Origin of the sequence: Idiomarina aquatica (genome assembly GCF_004362895.1) — a bacterium.
Taxonomy (GTDB): domain Bacteria; phylum Pseudomonadota; class Gammaproteobacteria; order Enterobacterales; family Alteromonadaceae; genus Idiomarina.
On record NZ_SNXI01000002.1, the window covers coordinates 239,081 to 259,154 of the forward strand.

The 20,074-nt window shown below is 51.6% G+C and carries 17 protein-coding genes and 1 tRNA gene; 14 read left to right on the plus strand and 4 right to left on the minus strand.

Annotated elements, in window-relative coordinates; translation table 11 throughout:
* Positions 1-13 precede the first annotated feature (13 nt).
* The 14 genes from DEU29_RS03025 to DEU29_RS03090 all read left to right on the plus strand — a co-directional run bounded on the left by DEU29_RS03025 (position 14) and on the right by DEU29_RS03090 (position 16,496).
* On the plus strand, positions 14-457 hold the full coding sequence (locus tag DEU29_RS03025; protein WP_133538765.1) for a hypothetical protein: 444 nt from the start codon (positions 14-16) through the stop codon (positions 455-457).
* Between the two features lie 290 nt (positions 458-747).
* Positions 748-3,009 carry a TonB-dependent receptor domain-containing protein gene (locus tag DEU29_RS03030; RefSeq protein ID WP_133538827.1) on the plus strand — a complete coding sequence of 754 codons (2,262 nt, stop codon included), beginning with the start codon at positions 748-750 and terminating at the stop codon, positions 3,007-3,009.
* 62 nt (positions 3,010-3,071) lie between these two features.
* Positions 3,072-3,326, plus strand: coding sequence for a type II toxin-antitoxin system Phd/YefM family antitoxin (locus DEU29_RS03035; RefSeq protein WP_133538766.1), 255 nt, complete (start codon positions 3,072-3,074; stop codon positions 3,324-3,326).
* Entirely contained in the window at positions 3,316-3,603 is a 288-nt protein-coding gene (locus DEU29_RS03040) for a type II toxin-antitoxin system RelE family toxin (RefSeq protein ID WP_133538767.1), read from the plus strand. The genes DEU29_RS03035 and DEU29_RS03040 overlap by 11 nt, the downstream gene beginning before the upstream one ends.
* 5 nt (positions 3,604-3,608) lie before the next feature.
* Entirely contained in the window at positions 3,609-5,750 is a 2,142-nt protein-coding gene (lpdA, locus tag DEU29_RS03045; RefSeq protein WP_133538768.1) for a dihydrolipoyl dehydrogenase, read from the plus strand.
* A gap of 1 nt (position 5,751) precedes the next feature.
* Positions 5,752-6,816, plus strand: coding sequence for an ABC transporter substrate-binding protein (locus DEU29_RS03050; protein ID WP_133538769.1), 1,065 nt, complete (start codon positions 5,752-5,754; stop codon positions 6,814-6,816).
* On the plus strand, positions 6,795-8,378 hold the full coding sequence (locus DEU29_RS03055) for an ABC transporter permease subunit (RefSeq protein ID WP_133538770.1): 1,584 nt from the start codon (positions 6,795-6,797) through the stop codon (positions 8,376-8,378). Before DEU29_RS03050 ends, DEU29_RS03055 begins: the two co-directional genes overlap by 22 nt.
* Entirely contained in the window at positions 8,371-9,018 is a 648-nt protein-coding gene (locus DEU29_RS03060; RefSeq protein WP_133538771.1) for an ATP-binding cassette domain-containing protein, read from the plus strand. The genes DEU29_RS03055 and DEU29_RS03060 overlap by 8 nt, the downstream gene beginning before the upstream one ends.
* Positions 9,011-9,616: a CDP-alcohol phosphatidyltransferase family protein gene (locus tag DEU29_RS03065; protein WP_133538772.1), complete on the plus strand. Its 606-nt coding sequence runs from the start codon at positions 9,011-9,013 to the stop codon at positions 9,614-9,616. The genes DEU29_RS03060 and DEU29_RS03065 overlap by 8 nt, the downstream gene beginning before the upstream one ends.
* A 40-nt stretch (positions 9,617-9,656) precedes the next feature.
* A complete protein-coding gene (locus DEU29_RS03070; protein WP_208107602.1) occupies positions 9,657-10,442 on the plus strand; it encodes a sterol desaturase family protein in 786 nt (261 codons plus the stop codon).
* Positions 10,443-10,790: 348 nt separating this feature from the next.
* Complete coding sequence (locus DEU29_RS03075; RefSeq protein ID WP_133538773.1) at positions 10,791-11,612, plus strand: alpha/beta fold hydrolase; 822 nt, start codon at positions 10,791-10,793, stop codon at positions 11,610-11,612.
* Entirely contained in the window at positions 11,609-12,871 is a 1,263-nt protein-coding gene (locus tag DEU29_RS03080; RefSeq protein ID WP_133538774.1) for a sensor histidine kinase, read from the plus strand. The genes DEU29_RS03075 and DEU29_RS03080 overlap by 4 nt, the downstream gene beginning before the upstream one ends.
* The gene (locus DEU29_RS03085; RefSeq protein ID WP_133538775.1) at positions 12,834-14,486 is read left to right on the plus strand and encodes a sensor histidine kinase; all 1,653 of its coding nucleotides are present in this window, start codon (positions 12,834-12,836) and stop codon (positions 14,484-14,486) included. Before DEU29_RS03080 ends, DEU29_RS03085 begins: the two co-directional genes overlap by 38 nt.
* Positions 14,487-14,489: 3 nt before the next feature.
* Positions 14,490-16,496, plus strand: coding sequence for an EAL domain-containing protein (locus DEU29_RS03090; protein ID WP_133538776.1), 2,007 nt, complete (start codon positions 14,490-14,492; stop codon positions 16,494-16,496).
* A gap of 340 nt (positions 16,497-16,836) precedes the next feature.
* Here DEU29_RS03090 and DEU29_RS03095 read toward each other — a convergent pair.
* The 4 genes from DEU29_RS03095 to DEU29_RS03110 all read right to left on the minus strand — a co-directional run bounded on the left by DEU29_RS03095 (position 16,837) and on the right by DEU29_RS03110 (position 19,974).
* Positions 16,837-16,913 (minus strand) — tRNA-Arg (locus DEU29_RS03095).
* Positions 16,914-17,296: 383 nt separating this feature from the next.
* The gene (locus tag DEU29_RS03100) at positions 17,297-18,463 is read right to left on the minus strand and encodes a flagella assembly protein FlgT (protein ID WP_133538777.1); all 1,167 of its coding nucleotides are present in this window, start codon (positions 18,461-18,463) and stop codon (positions 17,297-17,299) included.
* A 76-nt stretch (positions 18,464-18,539) separates the two neighbouring features.
* On the minus strand, positions 18,540-19,016 hold the full coding sequence (locus tag DEU29_RS03105) for an LPP20 family lipoprotein (protein WP_133538778.1): 477 nt from the start codon (positions 19,014-19,016) through the stop codon (positions 18,540-18,542).
* Between the two features lie 88 nt (positions 19,017-19,104).
* On the minus strand, positions 19,105-19,974 hold the full coding sequence (locus tag DEU29_RS03110; protein ID WP_133538779.1) for a LysR family transcriptional regulator: 870 nt from the start codon (positions 19,972-19,974) through the stop codon (positions 19,105-19,107).
* Positions 19,975-20,074: the final 100 nt, after the last annotated feature.

Sequence of the window (20,074 nt, forward strand, 5' to 3'; positions counted from 1 at the left end):
GGGGTAATCGTCATTGGCAATCAAAACGGTAACATTAGCGCGTCCGCATCCGGCTATCGTCGGTGATATGGTTCCTTTTTTAGAAAAGTTGGGTATTGAGGTAGAGCAAATAACGCGCCTTGAACAGTTGCAATACGAGCTGACGTTAACAACCGATGCAGTGGTGATTTCATTAGCCGTGACCTCAACTGTAAGAGCAACCGTTGAGCGTGTGCTAAGCGAAGTAATGCGATTGAATCCTAACGTGTTACTCATTTTTTCCAGTGAGTTACCGCTTAAAAAGAAACAGAAGAACTTATTTTATATGTTATCACGCTACTTTGAGAATCCTTGCATCACCGATTGTGATAATGAATGCGCTCCGACCTATGATGGGCGCTGTCTGTATATTTGTGGTGATGATTTAAAGCTTGAAGGGCGCCGACAAAAAGTAAGGGATTTGATAAAACGTTATTAAAACATCCAAAATACCAATGAGTTACGTAATCCAATGACGATGTAGGCTTTGCGGTATAGGCGCTTCGCGCGGTGTAGCTCGTCGCCTTCGGCGCGAGGGTATAGGGCCGAAGGCCGGTTTAATGCGTGAAGCTTATACCCCCTCGCGCCGAAGGCAGCGAGCTACACCGCGAGTGCGCAGCACGAGCCTACACCGCGCGCAGCGCCCAAACCAGAATCAATCGATAGGATAAAGCAGTGAAGAAAACAGTTATTTTGGCCTTAACGGCCATCCCGCTGGCAGCCCCTGTTATGGCACAAGAGCCAATGGAAGTCATTGAAGTGATGGGCCGCGATAGCGAACAGCTGGTATTGCCGTCGGAAGAAGAGACCGAAGGCTTATTTGGATTGGCTGAGAGTCTCAAGGATATTCCGCGTGCGGCGACGGTGATTAATGAATCGCTGATGCAGGAAGCGGCGATCGATGACTTGCACGATATTGCGCGTTTTGTGCCCAACAGCTATGCAGCGGCTGGCTTTGGCAACCCGTCACTGCCAACTATTCGCGGCCAGCTGGGCGAATTATATGAAGCCGGTATGCGCCGTCAGGCCGGTAATAATGGCTTAGGCATTCCGATGTCCTTTAATGCCATCGAGGGCATTGCGGTGGTTAAAGGCGCACCGCCGGTGATGTTAGGCACCAGTCAGCGGGTCGGCGGTTTTGTTAATTTACAGCCCAAAAACGCCAACGTTAACCGTGCTCACACGCGACTGGCGGGTGAGTGGGGGCAATGGAGCCAATACCGTCTGCAGTTAGACCACAATGCGGTATTAAAAAGTGATGAACAGGCATTGCGGGTCAGTGCTGAATATATCGATGAAGACAGCTTCTACGATTATCACCAGCACCGCAGCGATGACTTATTGGTCGCTTACCAGTGGCAGCCCAATAGCGATACCCAGCTTGACGTCGCATTGGAGTATTATGACGTCGCCTGGACCGACAATGCCGGCATCAACCGGCCGACACAGAACCTCATCGATAATAATATGTACATTACCGGCCAGGGCGTGCAGCCTAACGGATCGACGGTGCCGGGTGCCGGTGCGGTTATTAGCCCGACTGGCGAAGTGCGCATTGATCGCAGCACCACACTGAACGATCCACGCGACACTAATACCGCGGAAACGACCTTGCTGCATGCTAAGTTGCAGCATTACTTTAATGACGACCTGGTGTTAGTTAATCGCACTTATTATCAGTATTTAACCCGCGAAGGCATCAATCAGAATAGCTTTGTCGAGATCATCGATGACGCCCATACCTTTGAGAACCGCACCGAGCTGCATATTGCCAAAAAGACAGTGATCGGTGCTAATTTGCGGGTTAATGATGTGTTGGGTTACAGCCAGTTCACGACCGAAGCAGACAATCCAATCGATTTAACAGGCCCGTTGAGCAACCGTCGCATTCCATTGACTGATGCGCAGCAAGCGCGATTAATCGAGCTGCGACCGGGGCTTTTTGTGTCGCCGGGCGGCCAATACGATTTAGACGGCGATGGTGCCGGTGATTTTAATCTGTCTGATACTACCGACTCGACCAGCTATCAGTGGGGTGTGTTTGCGCAACACGAGCAGGCACTAACCGAACGCTGGAGCATCACAGGCGGCGTGCGAGCCGATTATTATGACGTCGATGCCGAAGATCCGCTGGCGCCTGCCGGTGTTGAAGCGCAACGTGACGGCTACAGTGACTGGTTATCGGCGCTGAGTTTATCCACACAATATGCCTGGACGCCGGATTTAACCCTGTATGCAACCGCCTATAAAAGCGACTCGACCTCGAATTCTATGGCCGGCGGCACCGTACTGAATGCGGCTGGTGTGATTGATGAACAGAACTTTGCCACCGAAAACGAATTGTATGAAATTGGCCTGAAATACGCACCGTCTGATGCGCGCTGGTATGCCGACGCGACGCTGTTTGACCAAACCCGCAGCCTGCGTAATCGCGATGGCTCTAACAGCGGTATTCGAACCGAAGGTATTGAAGGCCAGTGGCATTTTGCGGCTGACGCATACTGGGTAACATTGGCCGCCAGTTATATTGATGCCTACTGGGATAATTCGGCGTCGTCGCAGGGCACCGGCCAGGTTGCTGATGCCTTTGATGATTCGCGCCCTGATATTATCGAGGGCACCGGTGTGGGCTCGCCAAATTTCACCTTGTTTCCGGCATCGACTCAACAATTGCAGGGTATTCCAGAGGTGCAGGCGTCACTTGTGGCGGGCTGGTCGATCACGGAAAATTGGTCGGTGGGCGGTGATTTAAGCTATACCAAGCACTTTCCGCTGGACTATCTGCAAACGGTGTTTATCCGTGACCAGCATACCCTGAATTTGCACACGCAGTACCGTGTGACGCCGCAACTGACCGCACGGCTGGATGTATTTAATGTCACCGATCAGGATAACTGGTCACCGGTATTCGAAGGCGGCTATTTTGGTGCCACGCTGGCATTTCCATCGCAGCCCGTGCACGCTCAGTTAAGTGTGCGTTACGCATTTTGAGGCTGGAAAAAAGCAATTAATGACCTATAATAAGACCTGTTAATAGTCTTTTAGGAGGTCTTATGAAAACGGTCAGGCCCATTTACGCACGCAACTCGACCAGTATTAGCGAGTTGAAAAAAAATCCGATGGCGGTTGTTGAGGAGTCTCATGGAGAGCCGGTAGCGGTGCTGAATAGAAACCAGCCCGCGTTCTACTGTATCCCGGCAGCGACCTATGAGGCGCTGATGGAAGAACTCGATGATAGGTATTTAGCTGAGTTGGTGAAGAAACGTCGACATGAAGATGAAGTCGAGGTGAATATCGATGACTTATAAGCTGACGTTTAAACGTTCAGCTTATAAAGAATGGAAGAAGTTGAACAAGGATGTTCAGGCGCAATTTAAAGTCAAGTTAAAACAGAGGCTTGAGTCGCCGCACATATTATCCTCTCGTCTAAGGGGGATGGATAACTGTTACAAAATTAAGTTACGCAAACTAGGGTACAGACTGGTTTACCAAGTAAGAGATTCCGAGCTTGTAGTTACGGTAGTAGCTGTTGGCAAACGGGATAAAAACCAAGTGTACGAGAGTGCACGCAAGCGATTGGATTAATTCTTATGTCATTGAAAAAGCTACTGTTGCTGTTGGTTATTATTGCGCTGTTTATCAGTGCATTTGTTTTTGATTTAACCCAGTATTTATCGCTGGATGTACTTAAAGAGAAGCAACAGCAGCTTAATTCATTGTTTGCTGAAAACCCTGTCAGCACCTTTGCGATTTATTTTGCCATTTACGTTATTTCTACAGCGCTTTCTCTGCCCGGCGCGACTGTATTAACACTAGGGGCCGGCGCGATATTCGGGTTTGGTTGGGGCTTGTTGTTAGCTAGCTTTGCCGCCTCTGTTGGTGCTTTCTTATCATTTTTAAGTGCCCGTTTTATTTTGCGCGACTGGGTACAGGCTAAATTCGGTGAGCGACTGGATGCGATCAATCGCGGTATTGAACGTGACGGCGCGTTTTACCTGTTGAGCTTGCGACTGGTGCCGCTGTTTCCGTTTTTTGTCATTAATCTGGTCATGGGGCTGACCCCGATCAAAGCCTGGACTTACTATTGGGTCAGTCAGGTGGGTATGTTGCTGGGCGCTGCGGTTTATATCAACGCCGGTACTCAGCTGGCGCAAATCAATAGCCTCGGCGATGTGGTGTCGGCGGATCTCATAGGCGCCTTTGTCTTACTTGGCATTATGCCGATTATCGCCAAATTTATTTTAAGCATCGTTAAACGCCGCAAGGCATTCAAAGGCTACCAAAAGCCGAAGTCGTTCGATAACAATATGGTGGTCATTGGTGCCGGTTCTGCCGGGTTAGTCAGTGCTTATATTGCCGCCGCGGTAAAAGCGAAGGTCACATTGATCGAGCGCGATAAAATGGGCGGCGACTGTCTGAATACCGGCTGTGTGCCCTCTAAAGCCTTGCTGCATGTGGCGAATGTGGCACACCAGGCGCGTCATAGCGAACATCTCGGCGTTAAAGCTGACAATGTGCAGGTCGATTTTAAGCAGGTAATGCAACAGGTACAAGACGTTATTGGTAAAATCGAACCCCATGATTCGGTGGAGCGCTATGAGCAGCTGGGTGTTAATGTCGAACTCGGAGAGGCGCGTATTGTGTCACCATGGGAAGTCGAAATAACACAAAATGGCGAGACCAAAACCATCACTACCCGCGCTATCGTAGTGGCGACCGGGGCGCGTCCGTTAGTTCCTGAGTTCGAGGGACTGGGTAACATCGATTACCTGACTTCCGATAATTTGTGGTCGTTGCAGGAATTGCCTGAACGATTGGTGGTACTCGGCGGTGGCCCGATTGGCTGCGAATTATCACAGGCCTTCCAACGGTTAGGTTCACAGGTAACCCTGGTGGAGATGGCGGATCGTATTTTAGGTCCGGAAGATCAGGATTCGGCGGAATTGTTAGCTAAGCAGCTGCAAAACGATGGTATTGACTTAAAAACCGGTCACAAAGCTAAGCGCTTTGAACAACACAACGGCGAAAGCCTGTTGGTGGCGGAACATGACGGCAAAGAACAACAGATCCCGTTTGACCGGGTATTGATAGCGCTGGGCCGTCAGGCCAACGTCAGTGGTTTTGGCCTGGAAGAGCTAGGTGTCGAAACCGATCGCACCATCAATACCAACGAATTGCTGCAAACCAATTATCCCAATATTTATGCCTGTGGTGATGTGGTCGGCCCGTATCAGTTTACTCATGTTGCCTCGCATCAGGCTTGGTATGCAGCCGTTAATGCCTTATTTGATCCGCTTAAAACCTTCCGCGTGGATTATTCGGTCATCCCCTGGGTCACTTATACTTCACCGCAGGTTGCAAACGTGGGTCTGACCGAACAACAGGCGCAACAGAAAAACAAGGAATACGAGGTTACGACCTACGATATTGGCGAGCTCGATCGCGCGATAGCCGATGACAATGCCTATGGACGGGTTAAGGTATTGACCGTGCCGGGCAAAGATAAAATTCTCGGGGTTAATATTGTCGGCCCGTCTGCGGGTGAGCTGTTAGCCGAATATGTGCTGGCGATGAAGCACGGCATTGGTCTTAATAAAATTCTCGGTACCATCCATAGCTACCCTACGCTGGCAGAAGCCAATAAATACGTTGCAGGTGAGTGGAAGCGTGCTAATGCGCCGCAGAGCTTGCTAAACTGGGTGGAGAAATTCCATCGCTGGCGTCGGAGTTAAAATGCGCACGTTAATCCTCGGCTTATTGTTATTACTGTCTAGCGCAGCTTATGCGCAGCCGCAAACGGTCTACTTTTATGCCTGGGGCGGCAATCCGGCGGTTAACGACTACCTGCGTTGGGCAGCACGTGAGCTTAAAGCGCAGGACATCGAATTGCGCCACGTTAAGGTGGCGGATATTGCCGAGGTGGTAAAGCAATTAACCGACGGCCGCAGTAACGCCGACTTGATGTGGATAAACGGCGAGAACTTTCATGCTCTAAAAGCAGCGGATAAGTTGTACGCGGCAGCCGAACAGGTGCCAAACCTGGCCCATGTGCGGGACGAATTGAACTGGCAAACCGACTTTGGTGAATCGGTCGATGGTTTGGAAATACCCTGGGGGGTGGGTCAGTTTTACCTGCTCAGCTGCCAAACCTGTTTAACCGGGAACACCATTTCAGCCGAAGAGTTACTACTATATGCCGAACGCAATCCCGGCCAAGTCAGCTATCCGAAACCACCGGAGTTTCATGGCACGACCTTTTTAAAAGCGTTATTACTGTCGTTAAGCGAACAAGATGAGGTGTTCCAGCAGCCGGTGTCGGCAGTCGATGCCGAAAAACTCACGCAACCGTTGTGGAATTACCTACAGCGACTGCATCCGCTTTTATGGCAACAGGGCGAGAACTTTCCCGCGTCGGCTTCGGAAATGCGTAATTTATTTGCCAACAGCGCGTTGGATATCGCGGTCAGTTTTAACCCCAACGAAGTGCAAACACTCGTCAGTCAGGGCCGAATCCCTTCAGGAACGCAGCGGGTGACCCTGGGTGATGCCGCGATTACCAACCATCACTATCTGGCGATCCCTGCGTCGGCTAAGGCGAAAGATGCGGCCGTTGAGGTGATTAATTTTATGCTCAGTGACCAGGCTCAGCTGCGTAAAGCGCAGCTTGATGACTGGGGCGACCCGGCGGTTGTCGAACTGTCAGGCGCCAAAACACCCGCATTGTTGCCGGTAGCACCGGATTTTCACGCCAGTTGGCAAACCTACCTGGAGCAGGCGTGGTTAGAGCGCTTTCAGTAACGGTATTACTGGTATTAGTCGGCGTGCCGCTACTCGCGGCATTGCAGGCTTTGCAATTGCCATCAACCATTGACTGGGCGCTATGGACATGGCCGTTACTGCAAACACTCTTAGTAACAGGGGTCAGCGCGCTGCTGGTTGCCTGGCTGAGTCTTGCGGTTGCGCCTGTTATTGCAAATAGTCGCTGGTTTAATGGTCTTAGCGTGGTGCTGGCAACACCGCATGTTGCCTTTGCTGTGGGGATTGTGTTTTTGTTCAGCCCTACGGGTTATCTGGTACGCCTTGTCGAAGCCATGACCGGTCTGCTGCCGACACCACCTAGCGGCTGGCCATTACCGGATAAGTCGCTGCTGACGTTGACGCTGGTTTTGCTGCTAAAGGAACTCCCTTTTATGTTGTTGATGGTCAGCACCCAGCTAAAACAAATTCCCTACCAGCGCTGGTTGTTGCAGGCGCAGAGCATGGGCTGGTCGGCACGCCGCAGCTGGTGGTCGTTGATTGTACCGGTGCTGTTATCACGCCTAAAATTACCCTTGGCTGCCATTATTATTTATACCGTGTCGGTCGTCGATATCCCTTTGTTATTAGGCCCCAATGCGCCGGGTTTACTTGCCGTGGTGGCTTTTGAGCAACATTACCAATGGGGCAATCAGGATAATGCCAGTCAGGGCGTGTGGTTGCTGATATCAACCAGCGCCCTGGCATTGGCGGCCATGTTGATGGCTATTCGCGCGTATCGGTGTGTGGCTGAACGCTTACGGCAGCAGTTTGCTAAAGCGTCGCGACGACAATGGCATCTGTCGTTTGCGGGCAGCGCCGTTGCGGCGGCGCTGGTTTTGGTGTCGCTACTGGTTATCGGGATGTTAGTGGTGCAAAGTATTGCCGGAGCGTGGTTTTATCCCGATTTACAGCCCGGCGCATGGCAGCCGCAGCGCTGGTCAACGGAGTGGCCCTATATGGCACCCCTGTTATGGGATACGTTTTGGGTTGCTCTAGTTAGCGCTATAGCGTCGGTGGCGGCAGCGGTTATGGTATTAGAGCGACAACGACAGCGCCGGCAAAAGCAGCTGAAGGTATTGCCATTACTGTTGTTGTTGGTGCCGCAGTTGGTGTTGGTTCTGGGCTGGCAACAGCTTGCAGGACAGGGCTCTGAGGGCGCTGTTTTAGTGTGGTCACACGTGGTATTTGGCTTCCCTTATGCGTACCTGGTTATGCACGGCGCCTGGGTGAATTTCGACGAGCGTTGGCTTTATCAGGCGCAAAGCCTGGGCTACAGCTATGGTCGTGCCTGGTTTACACTGGTGCCCCGGATGCTGAAAGGACCGCTGCTAACGGCCTTTGCTATCGCCTTTGCGGTGAGCATTGCGCAATATCTGCCGACGCTGTGGCTGGCAGGGGGGACTTTGCCGACCTTAACCACCGAAACAGTCAGCATCGCCTCCGGCGGCGACTGGCGTTTGGCTGCGGTCTATGCGGTGATGCAGACGTTATTGCCGTTGCTGGTATTCAGTTTGGTTTTAATGATTCAACGTCGACAACGGGGAACACAAGTCAGTGTCTGACAATACGGATTCATTACTAATTCGACAGCTTAACATCAGCCGGCAGGGTAAGTCGCTGATAAGTCTGACGGAACTAAGGGTTAAGCCCGGTGAGGTGGCGACCATCGTTGGCCCCAGTGGCAGCGGCAAAAGTACGTTATTGCGCTGGGTTCTGGGCGAGCCGCTGCATGATTTTAATGCCAGCGGCGAACTTTGGCTGGGTGGCAAACGTATGGATAAAGAGCCCATTGAGCGGCGTCAGATTGGCTTGATGTATCAAAAAGGTGACCTGTTCCCACACTTGACGGTATTGCAGAATTTACTCTTTGCGCTGCCGCGGGTTGGCAAAGCAGAGCAGCGGCAACGTGCAGAGCAGGCACTGCAGGCGGTGGGATTACAGCATAAACGAACGGCAATGCCGGATGAGCTCAGTGGGGGGGAACAATCGCGTATTGCTTTGATCCGATCGTTGCTGGCTGAGCCTGAGGCCATTTTGCTGGACGAGCCGTTTTCGGCGCTGGATACGCAATTGCGTCGGCACATTCGCGAGTGGACTTTTGCGCAAATCAAACAACGCAATATCCCGGCCATTTTAGTGACGCATGATGCGGCTGACCATGGTCAGGGCCCGTTGGTAGAACTTGGGGAAACACATGTTTGATCCGGTTATTACGCCGCTAACGCGAAAAATACTCGAGCCAGCAGTGGGCTGGTTAGTTAAGCGCAATATCAGCGCTGACCAGGTAACGGTGAGTGGTTTCTTAATCGGCTTACTGGCAGTACCTGCACTGGCGTATGAATTTTACACTGTGGCGTTGCTGTTTATTTTATTAAACCGCCTGGCCGATGGCCTGGACGGTGCGGTAGCTCGGCAGACTCAGCAGACAGATGCCGGCGGCTATCTGGACATTGTACTGGATTTTATTTTTTATAGTGCGGTAGTGCTGGGTTTTTTACTGGCAGAACCGGCGCAAAATGCGGTGGCCGCCGGGGTGTTAATGGTGACCTTTATGGGCACCGGCTCAACGTTTTTAGCCTTTGCCGGTATTGCCGCCAAACGCGGTATCGAGAACCTCGATTACCCGAATAAATCGTTGCACTACATGGGCGGTTTAACCGAAGGCTTCGAGACCATACTGGCGTTTGTGCTGTTCTGCCTGTGGCCGCAACACTTCGTTATGCTCGCGTACGTATTTGCCACCGCCTGCTGGCTAACCGCGCTAACCCGCCTGTACAGCGGCTACCGCACACTCCAGTAGCTCGTGCCCTGGCACGAGGCGCGAAGAGGACACACGATTTATGACGATGGAAGCGATTATACGACTGACAATTTTTCTTAGCGTGCTGGCGTTGATGGTGGGCTGGGAAGTGGCGCGGCCGAAGCGGCAGCCGCGGTATAACCGTTGGCAGCGTTGGCCGGCGAACCTCGGCATTGTTGTTATCGATACGCTGGTAACGCGTTTGTTAGTGCCGGCTGGTGTGGTAGGCGCGGCGCTATGGGCACAGCAGCAGGGCGTGGGCTTGTTCAATATGCTGCAAGTGCCCGCTTGGCTTGCTGTCGTGGCGAGCTTTATTTTACTGGACATTGCCATCTACTGGCAGCATCGCGCGTTTCACCGTATCCCCGTGTTATGGCGTCTGCATCGTGTACACCATGCCGATCCGGACTTTGACGTAACTACCGGATTACGCTTTCATCCCATCGAAATAGTCTTAAGCCTGGGCATTAAAGCGGCCGTGGCTGTCGTGCTGGGTGCGCCGGTTTTGGCGATTATCATTTTCGAAGTGGTATTAAATGCCTGTTCGCTGTTTAACCACGGCAATGTGGCACTGCCGCCAAAGTTAGAAAGAGCCGTTCGCAAAATCTTGATCACTCAGGAACTTCACCGCATTCACCATAGCAGTGTAAAAACAGAAACCAACTCCAACTACGGTTTTAGTGTTAGCTGGTGGGATCACCTGTTTAACAGCTACACCGGCCAGCCCCAGGCTGGCTCAGACAACGTCGACATCGGCCTGACCGACTACCGCGACGCCTCGCTCACCACCAAACTTTGGGGCCTGCTGCGTATTCCTTTTAGGTAAATCAGCTGTTTGTGCCTGCTGCACGGCTATTGGTCGCTTCGCGACGGCTGTTTGCCCTGCGGGCGGCTATTTGTGCCTACGGCACGGCTGTTAGCAGCGAGCCTACGGCCGCTGCGGCTTTATTGCTGGGTGCATTTAAGCGTCTTTTTTTGTCTTTAAACAGCCGCAACGAGCGAAGGGATGTTGCCAACAGCCGTCGCGAAGCGACAAACAGCCGCCCGCAGGGCAAATATCCGTCGCAAAGTGGCAAGGAGCCGCCCGCAAGGCAATGAACCGGTGAAGCCCCTTGTCCGCGTTTACAGATAATGCTATATAGTACACAAAATATTAACAAAATAAGGTGCGCGCATGGACAGAGATGCGATCCTTTTGCGTAACAATGTCAACGTTCGTGGTGATGGAGATACCACGCTGCTTTTTGCTCACGGGTTTGGCTGTGATCAAACCATTTGGAATCAGGTAGCGCCGCACTTTTATAACAAATGTAAAGTCGTGTTGTTTGACTACGTTGGTAGCGGTGAGTCTGATTTAAATGCCTACGATGAACATCGTTATGACTCGCTGGATGGCTATGCACAAGACTTAGTCGAGGTAATTAAGGCGCTCGATCTGGATAACATTGTGCTGGTCGCTCATTCGGTCAGCGGCAGCATTAGCGCTATTGCCTACCCGGAGATTAAGCAGCGGTTAAAGCACATTGTTATGCTGAACCCGTCACCGCGTTACATCCATGACGAGCCGGATTACGAGAGCGGCTTTGCTAAGGAAGACGTGGATCAGCTGATTATGATGATGGAACAGAACTTCTTCGGCTGGGCGCAAACACTGGCGCCGCAGGTGATGGAAAACCCCGAGCGGCCGGAGCTAACGGAACAATTACAGCAACATTTTACTGCCGGTGAAAATCGCCTCGTGCGTGCGTTTGCCCGCGCGACCTTTTATTCGGATACACGTGACAAGCTTAGTGCGGTCGACTGCCCGGTGACTATTTTGCAGGCCGATAAAGATATCGTTGTGCCAAAGCAAGTTGCTGAGTACACGGCTAAGCAATTGCCGAACGCAAGACTAATTGAGATCGATGCGCGGGGGCATTATCCGCATGTCAGTGCACCAGCGCAGATTGCGGAGCAGCTAGAATCGTTAATCGAATCGTTGAAGTCGACTGCATGATTAAAAGTATTCGTGACTGGCCCATACGTACGTTGAAGCTTGAATTAGACGGGCGAACCATTAAAGATGTGAGTCGGGCGTTTGCTGCGCATATGGGGCAAACGCCCGAGCAACTTATCGATACGTCTCTCGACTCGATATTGACTGCCGCCTCGCGGTTGTACTTCTTATCCGCCCTGGACCCAAAGTTACGCCAAAATCTGGACTGTGAACAACACACGCTTTACTTAAAAACGCCGCTCGGCAGTTTGCCGTTTTTAACATCGGCACATCCGCAACATGCTAACCAGGCCTTACTTGTTTTTATGCCGGCGGATCAACACCTGGTACTGCAACAACAACTGATCCAGGAGCGTGACTATACCGAGAGCCTGAATCGTGATTTAAGTAGGCAACAACATCAGTTAATCGACCAGCGTAATCGCCAAAAAGAGTTGCTGGAAAAGCTCGAAAATACTAACCATGAATTACTGCAAACCGAAAAGCTTGCCGCATTGGGCCAACTCGCTGCAGGTATCGCGCACGAAATTAACAATCCGGTTGGGTATATCCAGTCTAACCTCAATAGCCTGGATCATTATCTCACGACATTACTGGCTATTTTAACGGACGCTAAAGGTGACGACATCAAGCAGCGTCTGGCAGCCGAGAACTTTGATTTTATCAAAGACGACCTGGTGGATTTGCTGAACGAGAGCCAACAAGGGGTGCAGCACATCACCAGTATCACGCAGGCGTTAACGCAATTTACCCGTGCCCCGGGCAAGGAGCAAACCTGCGAGTTGCATGATCAAATCAATACTACCCTGCGGGTCATCCATAACGAACTTAAAAATAAAGCTCATATACAGCGCCAATTCAGCCAAAGTCCGTTAAGGGTTAGGTTTGATCCGGCGCAGCTTAACCAAGTGATGATGAACCTGCTAATCAATGCCGCGCAGGCTATTGAACGGTTTGGCGAGATCAATATTGTCAGCGAAATTGACGGCAATTATGCCAAAGTCACGATAACCGACAGTGGCGCGGGTATGGATGAACATACCCTGAACCATGCGATAGAGCCGTTTTTTACCACCAAACCCGAGGGCGAAGGCACGGGGCTGGGGTTATCGCTGGTGTATAACATGATACGTCGGCATTTTGGCAAACTACAGATAGACAGTGATGTCGGGCAGGGCACAACAGTGACTTTGTGGCTGCCGTTAGCACAGGAGTGTGACAATGACTCAGATAGCGAATCCGGAACAACAGCCCGGTAGCTCAACGATTGCTCGTGGCTACTGGTTTGCACTGGCCTGCATTAGCAGCGTTTGGGGTGGTTTAATTACATTGGGCGCGCTGCTGGATATGTTTGGGACCAGCACGCGGCTGATGTTAGCCGATGGTATTGTCACCTTATGTGTTGCCGCTTCAGGGTGGCTGATTTTACTCAGTGATCGGTTTAGACAACGACTCGGACTTGTTGACACCTGGTTGTGGCAATCGCTCGCCGTGCTTGCCGCAGTTATCAGTGCAGCTTTATTGCTCCAGGCATTCAGTACTAACCTGTTAGTATACAACGCTGTGGTATGTGCTCAGCTAGCCATAGGTTTTGCGCTTTTACCCCATTTAAAAGCGGGCTATCACCAAGCGCAAGATACGATTTGGGTTTGGATTTATTTAACGCTGATATTACTGCTGGGCTTTGCCTGGCTAAATGTTGTTAATCGACCACTAGCTTCAGCCAGCATCCTTTATAATTCATTACCCGGCATTATTTTAGTCACCAGCTTTGCGCTTCTGACTGCAGCTGAAGTTATTCGCCAATTATTGCTGGCGCAAGCCGCTAAACCAACCGATGCAACGACATCGATTAATCAACTCGACAATGATCTAGCCCGGTTACCCCTGCCGGTGTTACTGATTGATTACGAAGGCAAGGTTATTACCACAAATGGCTCAGGGCTGCGTTGGAATAGCGCTGAGGCCAGCACCCTGGTTGGTCGTCATATTCACTGCTGGTTAAGCGAGGACGATTGGCAAACGTTGCGTCTGAGTTTGCAGCGGCAACCTGATCACTTCAGTTACCGCACCCAGTGGATCAATGAGGATGGTAAGTGCGTTATTGATTTGAACATAAGTCGTCGTGGTGAATATTGGGTAGTACTGATTATTGAGCAACAGGAGCTGTCACTGGTGCAACAGCAACTACAGCAGGTGGTTGTGGCGCGAGATAATCTTGGATATATCGTCGACCATCATCTGCAGCCACCCGTGCAGGCCATGCAGCAGCAACTGCTTGAGATTAGCGACCAGACCGACGACGCCGTTTGTAAAGAACGGCTGCAACAGTTATTAAGCGCGATGCGGCAGTGGTTGCGCTTGTTACAAGAAACCCAAGCTTATGTGTTACTTGATCGTCATCAGCTGCATGCCCGCAGCTGTAACCTCGAAGAGATTAGCCAGCAGGTGGGGACTGAATACCACGAACGCCTGCAGCATTTACGCGCCTCATTGCAAATTAGCGTTAACCACCAAGCAGTTGGCGATGCAGGCCTGTTATATGAGCTGGCTAAGCAGTTGGTCAGTAACTCACTTAAGTTTAACTCCCCACAACGGCGGTTGCAGTTGCAAATTTATACGCAGCGCTTAGGAAGCAATAAAGTTGCCTGGTGCTTTGCCGATAACGGACAGGGTTTTAAAAACCACCATGCAAAACGCCTGTTAAAGCCGTTTAGTCGTGGTCAGGGAGTCGAAACCATAGCCGGTAGTGGCATGGGATTGGCGCTGGTGGACAAAATTGTTGACTTACATCATGGAATGTTGACTATAGAGAGTTCGCCTGAACAGGGATGCTTAATTAAGGTGGTGCTGACGCAGGCCGCTGAAGGATAAACGATGACATCTGATGCATTATTATTACAACTACTAGAAGATATGCCCTCGGCCGCATTGCTGGTCACACTAGAGCGAAAAATTCTGTATGCCAACCCGGCAGCAGAGTCAATGCTGATGCAAAGCGACATTGAGTTACGTGATCGTATTTTGCCATTAAACTTTGAGGCGGATTCGCTGTTGGGTGCGACTGGTACGTTGGCTTTGCCAAACGGCACTGAGCTTCCGGTTAGGCATTTTAATGTACCAACGTTTTGGCACGGCAACCCTGTGCGAATGGTACATTTAGAAGACGTATCCGCACTGCAGGGGCTGCAGGAAAAAGTTGCCAAGTTTGCTAATTATGACACGTTAACCGGCTTACCTAACCGCAGCCTGTTAGAAGATCGCCTAAAACAGGCGTTCAACTTAGGCCAGCGAAACAGGGGCTGTCTGGCGGTGGTTTTTTTTGACCTCGACGGTTTCAAACCCATCAACGACACCCTGGGTCACGAGCTTGGTGATAAATTACTGCAAGCCGCTGCCGAGCGTTTTAAACAACACATTCGCCCTGGCGATACGTTAGCGCGTTTGGGTGGTGATGAGTTCGTGGTGGTATTGCCGGATTTAAGTCACCCCAGCGACGCGGCATTGGTTACAGAAAGGATGCTGGCATCTATTGCCGAGCCTTTTATTATTGATAACAACGAGTTGCCAATTTCGGCCAGCGCCGGCATCGCCACCACCCAATTATATGATGAGCAACCGCTGCAGCTAGTGCGTCAGGCAGACATGGCGATGTTCGAGGCGAAAAAGCAGGGGCGCAATAATTATCAGTGGTTTGATCCCAAGTTGGATGAATCGACTAGCCGCACGCTGAAAATTCGTCATGCGCTCAAAGCGGGCATTGAGCACAAGCAGTTTGAACTGCACTACCAGCCACAATTTGATTTAGCCAATAACGAAATTATCGGCTGCGAAGCCTTGGTGCGCTGGAACCATCCTACCATGGGCATGATTTCGCCGGTCGAATTTATTTCAATTGCGGAAGATACCGGCCAAATCGTTACCCTGGGGCGTTGGATCCTGCGCAGGGCGTGTAAAGATTTTGCTGAGCTACGTAATCGTATGCTCTCTGACGCGACGGTGTCGGTAAACATCTCGGCTATCCAGTTGTTGCGGCAGGAATTTGTTGGTGACGTGGAAACTGCGCTGAAGGAATCGAAGTTACCCGCGCGCTGTTTAGTGCTGGAAATGACCGAGTCCGTGCTGGTAGAAAGCCCGCAGTTGGTCAGTCGTAAATTATCAGAACTTGAAGATTTAGGTGTGCACGTTGCTTTGGATGACTTTGGTACGGGCTACTCAAGCCTCAGTTATCTAAAAGACTTGGCGGTCGATTGGGTTAAGATTGATCGTAGCTTTATTCAGGAGCTGACGCATGACAGCCAGAATGCCGCTATTACCGAACGCATTATCTCGATGGCGCACCACTTAAAGTTACAAGTGCTGGCAGAAGGTGTGGAGACCAGCGCGCAACGCGATTACTTGCGGCGGGCCAATTGCGATGCCATGCAGGGCTTTTTGATGGCCAAGCCCATGCCTAAACCAGCGTTAATTGAGTTTATTAACGACTACCAGGCGGATGCTGCCTTTGATGACGAACGGGAAGCGCGGACGTTGTTGATTGTGGATGACGAGGAGAACGTGCACAAATCACTGCGGCGCTTATTGATGCGGGATGGGTACCATATTCTGACGGCATCAGGGGTTAACGAAGCCTTTGATTTACTCGCGCAAAACCGCGTCGATGTGGTGTTATCCGATCACCGCATGCCGCAAATGCAGGGCGTCGACTTTTTAACGCATGTGCGCTCAATGTATCCGCACACAGCCCGAATAGTGCTGACCGCCTATCAAGATGAGGAAGTACTGTCGAAGGCATTAAACGAAGGCGAAGTATTTCGCTTTTTAACCAAGCCTTGGGACGACGAAAAAATACGCCAGGCGGTGAGGGCGGCGCTAGCCAGCTAGCCGACAGCTGGCGCTGCTTGGCGCGGCCTGCGGCCGCTTGTTTGGCGGCGCGTGCTTCGCCGCGCCTTGCTGGGCACTCGCGTTGCTCGTTTGCCTGGCGGCGCTGCGCGCCTTGCTAAACCGGGCTCGTGCTTCGCACTCGCTTTATTCCCAATCCTGCGGTGCGTTCGGCTTCGCCCGCGGATACACAGGCCTCCCGTCGACTGCGGGCTCGCCCCGCCGGTGCGTTCGGCTCCGCCTCTCTAAACCGACGGCTACTTACGATATGCAAAGGTTCTGCTACGACTGCAGAGCCATCTCATTTTTTGTGTTTGGACGTTGAATTCTTTTCAGGTGTGAGTGGCGTTCCCGGCAGGAGTCGAACCTGCGACCTGCCGCTTAGGAGGCGGCTGCTCTATCCTGCTGAGCTACGGGAACACGGCGCGAATTATGCCACCCAGGCAGGATGAGAGCAAGGTGGACATATCAACCCTCGGCGCCTTGAATGCCTTTTTGCATGAATTCAACACCCTCACCGTAAAAATGAAATGGCGCTCGCGATGAAGAGGGCCTCTTGCATATCGTAAGTAACCGCCGGTTTAGAGAGGCGGAGCCGAACGCACCGGCGGGCGAGCCCGCAGTCGACGGGAAGTCTGTTTATCCGCGAGCGCAGCCGAACGTACCGGCGGGGCGAAACCCGCAGCCGACGGGAAGCCAACAACATAAAGCGAGTGCGAAGCACGAGTCAAGCTTAGCAAGGCGCGCAGCGCCGCCAGGCAAACGAGCAACGCGAGTGCCCAGCAAGCCGCCGAAGGCGGCGCCTAGCGCTCTACCGGAATAACCCAGTCGTTAACCTGCACGTTGGTCAGAATACCGTCGCCGTTTAATTCGGCCACGGCGGTGTTGTGCTGTACCTGGGTAACTTCAACGGTAAACTCACTTACCTGCCATTTTTGCCGGTAAAGACCTTCGTTATCAACAAAGTTTGATGGGTGTACCACCTTTAACTGATCGCCAACACGCACGCCATGTTGTTCGCCCAGGTTAAATTGAATTTGATTGTCCTGTTGCCAGACAATCCGGCCACGAGTGGGTTTACAACGTAATTGATCGCGCACGCCGGCGGCTAGATCTTCAATGCCTGTCATCAGTGCCGCACCAAAGGGCTTATCCCAGAACTCATTAGCGGCAACGTCAACAGCTTCATTGCGGTCGTAGGTCCAGGCCTCGATATCATTGACCCGGGCGCGGGTCAGTAATTCACCACTGCTGGCATTTAAAAGGTACAAGGTCAGCGCATAGTTGCGGCGGTAATCTGAATCCAGGTAACCCCAGCCGCGTTCAATTTCAACCATAGACAAATCATCGAATAGGCCAAACACCACATACTGGCTGTCATTTGCCATGCCGATTTCGCGCGCCATCACGCCCAAATGTTCCAGGTTAAGCTGGTTTAACGCGTCATTAAGGCCGGTATTACGCGACAGCGTGTGGCTTACAAAAATACGGTCGCTGCGGCTGGCTATTTCGCGTGTCAGGCGATCGGCGGCGACTTTACCTAACGACCATACTTGCCCAAACGCACCATGTTCGCGGTTACTGAGTTCAAAGGGCACAACCGTTAACGCGACCTTGTAATTATCCGCCTGACAGGAATTATCACGGTTCCAGATTTCGGCCTGTAGCACAACAAACATGCGGTCGCCGCGGACTTCTTCACGGATAATATTGACGCGCTCGACATCGCCGGTGGCGCTGACCTGGGTTTGGTTGGTACTGAGCACGCCGTCAACAATGGACTGAACGCTGGAAATTGAACTGCCGGTCATTAGCAGCGCCTGCTGCAGTGCGTTTTCTATCGCGCGTTTACGTGCGGCATCGGTGTCGCCGTTAACAATGCGCGCACTGCCCTGAGCTTCGACGACGCGCGCCTCGGCCGTAACGGCAAACACCAAAACTAACGCCAGAAGTATGATTTTCCAGTTCATTCACTACCCGCTTGACAGAATTTTGTCGGTATTTATTAACTGAACTGACAGAAGCAAAAAACGTACCACTAAGAACTTAGTAATAAACTACCCGTTTAATTTTCTGCTGGCGGCTAGTGCTTTGGTAAATGCGGTGCACCTTCTGAAAGTCCAACTTCAGTTCAGTGGCATAATACTCGCCGACGGTATAGGTGCGAATAACCTCGGCACCACGGATAACACCATCGACCGAGGCCTGGAAGGTATCGTTAGTCAGCGCCCAATTTTCCACTGAACTGCCGCCGGCAATACGTTGCCCGTACACTTGCTCGGCCAACTCGCGGTAGGCTGCTAACTTGGATGCACGCATCGCGGCTAAGTCTTTGTGCTCCTGGTTATCACCAGGTTGATCTGCAATAGGTGCGTAGCCAACCGCGGTTAGTACCGGGAATTGATCCGGGGTTTCGGTTTCCCATTCCACGTGTTGCTGGTCGTAAGCCAAATTGTAATAAGCACTGCAGCCGGATAACAGCATGGATGCGGCAATGGCGAATGTAGCAGCGTATCGTTTCATGACAACCTCGTCGTATTTGCGGTAACACCTTACGTGATACCTGCTATAACGGCAGCAGCACAAAAATCTTTAGGTGCAAGTAGCCACCTTAAAGACTAAACTTCTGCAACAGCTTAATCACCATCGGATGCTGAAACGGCCGCTTAAGCGTAATCGCATAAAACTGCTCATACACATTAGGTAGCTGCAAATAACGCGTCAACTGGCCGGAATTTAGCTCGTCCCGCACAACCACGTCGGGGATCACTGCCAACGCACCGGTATCGCGGGTCAGCAGCCGTAACATGGCCATGTCATCAGCCTCGGCCAGAATAATCGGCTGCCAATTATACTCAGCACTGAGCATGTCAAACGCCGATCGCAGCGATAGGTTTTCCGGCGGTAATACCCAATGCCGGCCAATTAACGCATCAGAGGTCAGCGCATCAATGCCAAGCCCGGGTGGGCCAATCAATGATACCGGCTGACGCGCCAGTAACCGACTTTGCCATAATTGTTTGTCACCGCCGCGCACATTGGTATTGGCCAGCGCAATATCAATTTGGTGATTAGCTAGCTCAGTAAATAGCTGATCCGGCGTCATCGAGTGCAGACGGTAATGCACTTGCTGCTGATGCACCAGGTCACTGATAAAGGCCTCGACAAAGTTACGCGACATCGTCGAGGCATGACCAATACGGATAACCGCAGGCTGCGATGACGAGCCGTCCTTGATTTGCTGCACCAGACTTTCGCCCTCGGCAAAAATGCGGTCCGCATGTTGTTTGGCAATATGACCGGCTTGCGTCAACACCAGTTGTCGTCCCCGACGTTCGAATAACGGTGTCCCCAGCCAATCTTCCAGCTGTTTAATTTGCGACGATAATGCCGATTGCGACACATGCAGCTTTTGTGCGGTCTGGGTTAAATGGCCACTATCGGCAACATGCCAAAAATAAAATAAGTGCTTATAATTCACGCGAGCCTCTTAAATGTTCTTTTAAAAAGAACGAATTGTTAGTTTATATCTATTTTACTTAACATTGTCCAGCCGCCACACTACCCAAGTTAATTATTTG

What these genes read in the sequence shown, in the direction of transcription:
- DEU29_RS03030 (WP_133538827.1), top strand. Translation starts at nt 748, where the DNA reads ATGGCACAAGAGCCAATGGAAGTCATTGAAGTGATGGGCCGCGATAGC.
- DEU29_RS03035 (WP_133538766.1), top strand. Translation starts at nt 3,072, where the DNA reads ATGAAAACGGTCAGGCCCATTTACGCACGCAACTCGACCAGTATTAGC.
- DEU29_RS03040 (WP_133538767.1), top strand. Translation starts at nt 3,316, where the DNA reads ATGACTTATAAGCTGACGTTTAAACGTTCAGCTTATAAAGAATGGAAG.
- lpdA (WP_133538768.1), top strand. Translation starts at nt 3,609, where the DNA reads ATGTCATTGAAAAAGCTACTGTTGCTGTTGGTTATTATTGCGCTGTTT.
- DEU29_RS03050 (WP_133538769.1), top strand. Translation starts at nt 5,752, where the DNA reads ATGCGCACGTTAATCCTCGGCTTATTGTTATTACTGTCTAGCGCAGCT.
- DEU29_RS03065 (WP_133538772.1), top strand. Translation starts at nt 9,011, where the DNA reads ATGTTTGATCCGGTTATTACGCCGCTAACGCGAAAAATACTCGAGCCA.
- DEU29_RS03070 (WP_208107602.1), top strand. Translation starts at nt 9,657, where the DNA reads ATGACGATGGAAGCGATTATACGACTGACAATTTTTCTTAGCGTGCTG.
- DEU29_RS03075 (WP_133538773.1), top strand. Translation starts at nt 10,791, where the DNA reads ATGGACAGAGATGCGATCCTTTTGCGTAACAATGTCAACGTTCGTGGT.
- DEU29_RS03080 (WP_133538774.1), top strand. Translation starts at nt 11,609, where the DNA reads ATGATTAAAAGTATTCGTGACTGGCCCATACGTACGTTGAAGCTTGAA.
- DEU29_RS03085 (WP_133538775.1), top strand. Translation starts at nt 12,834, where the DNA reads ATGACTCAGATAGCGAATCCGGAACAACAGCCCGGTAGCTCAACGATT.
- DEU29_RS03090 (WP_133538776.1), top strand. Translation starts at nt 14,490, where the DNA reads ATGACATCTGATGCATTATTATTACAACTACTAGAAGATATGCCCTCG.
- DEU29_RS03100 (WP_133538777.1), bottom strand. Translation starts at nt 18,463, where the DNA reads ATGAACTGGAAAATCATACTTCTGGCGTTAGTTTTGGTGTTTGCCGTT.
- DEU29_RS03105 (WP_133538778.1), bottom strand. Translation starts at nt 19,016, where the DNA reads ATGAAACGATACGCTGCTACATTCGCCATTGCCGCATCCATGCTGTTA.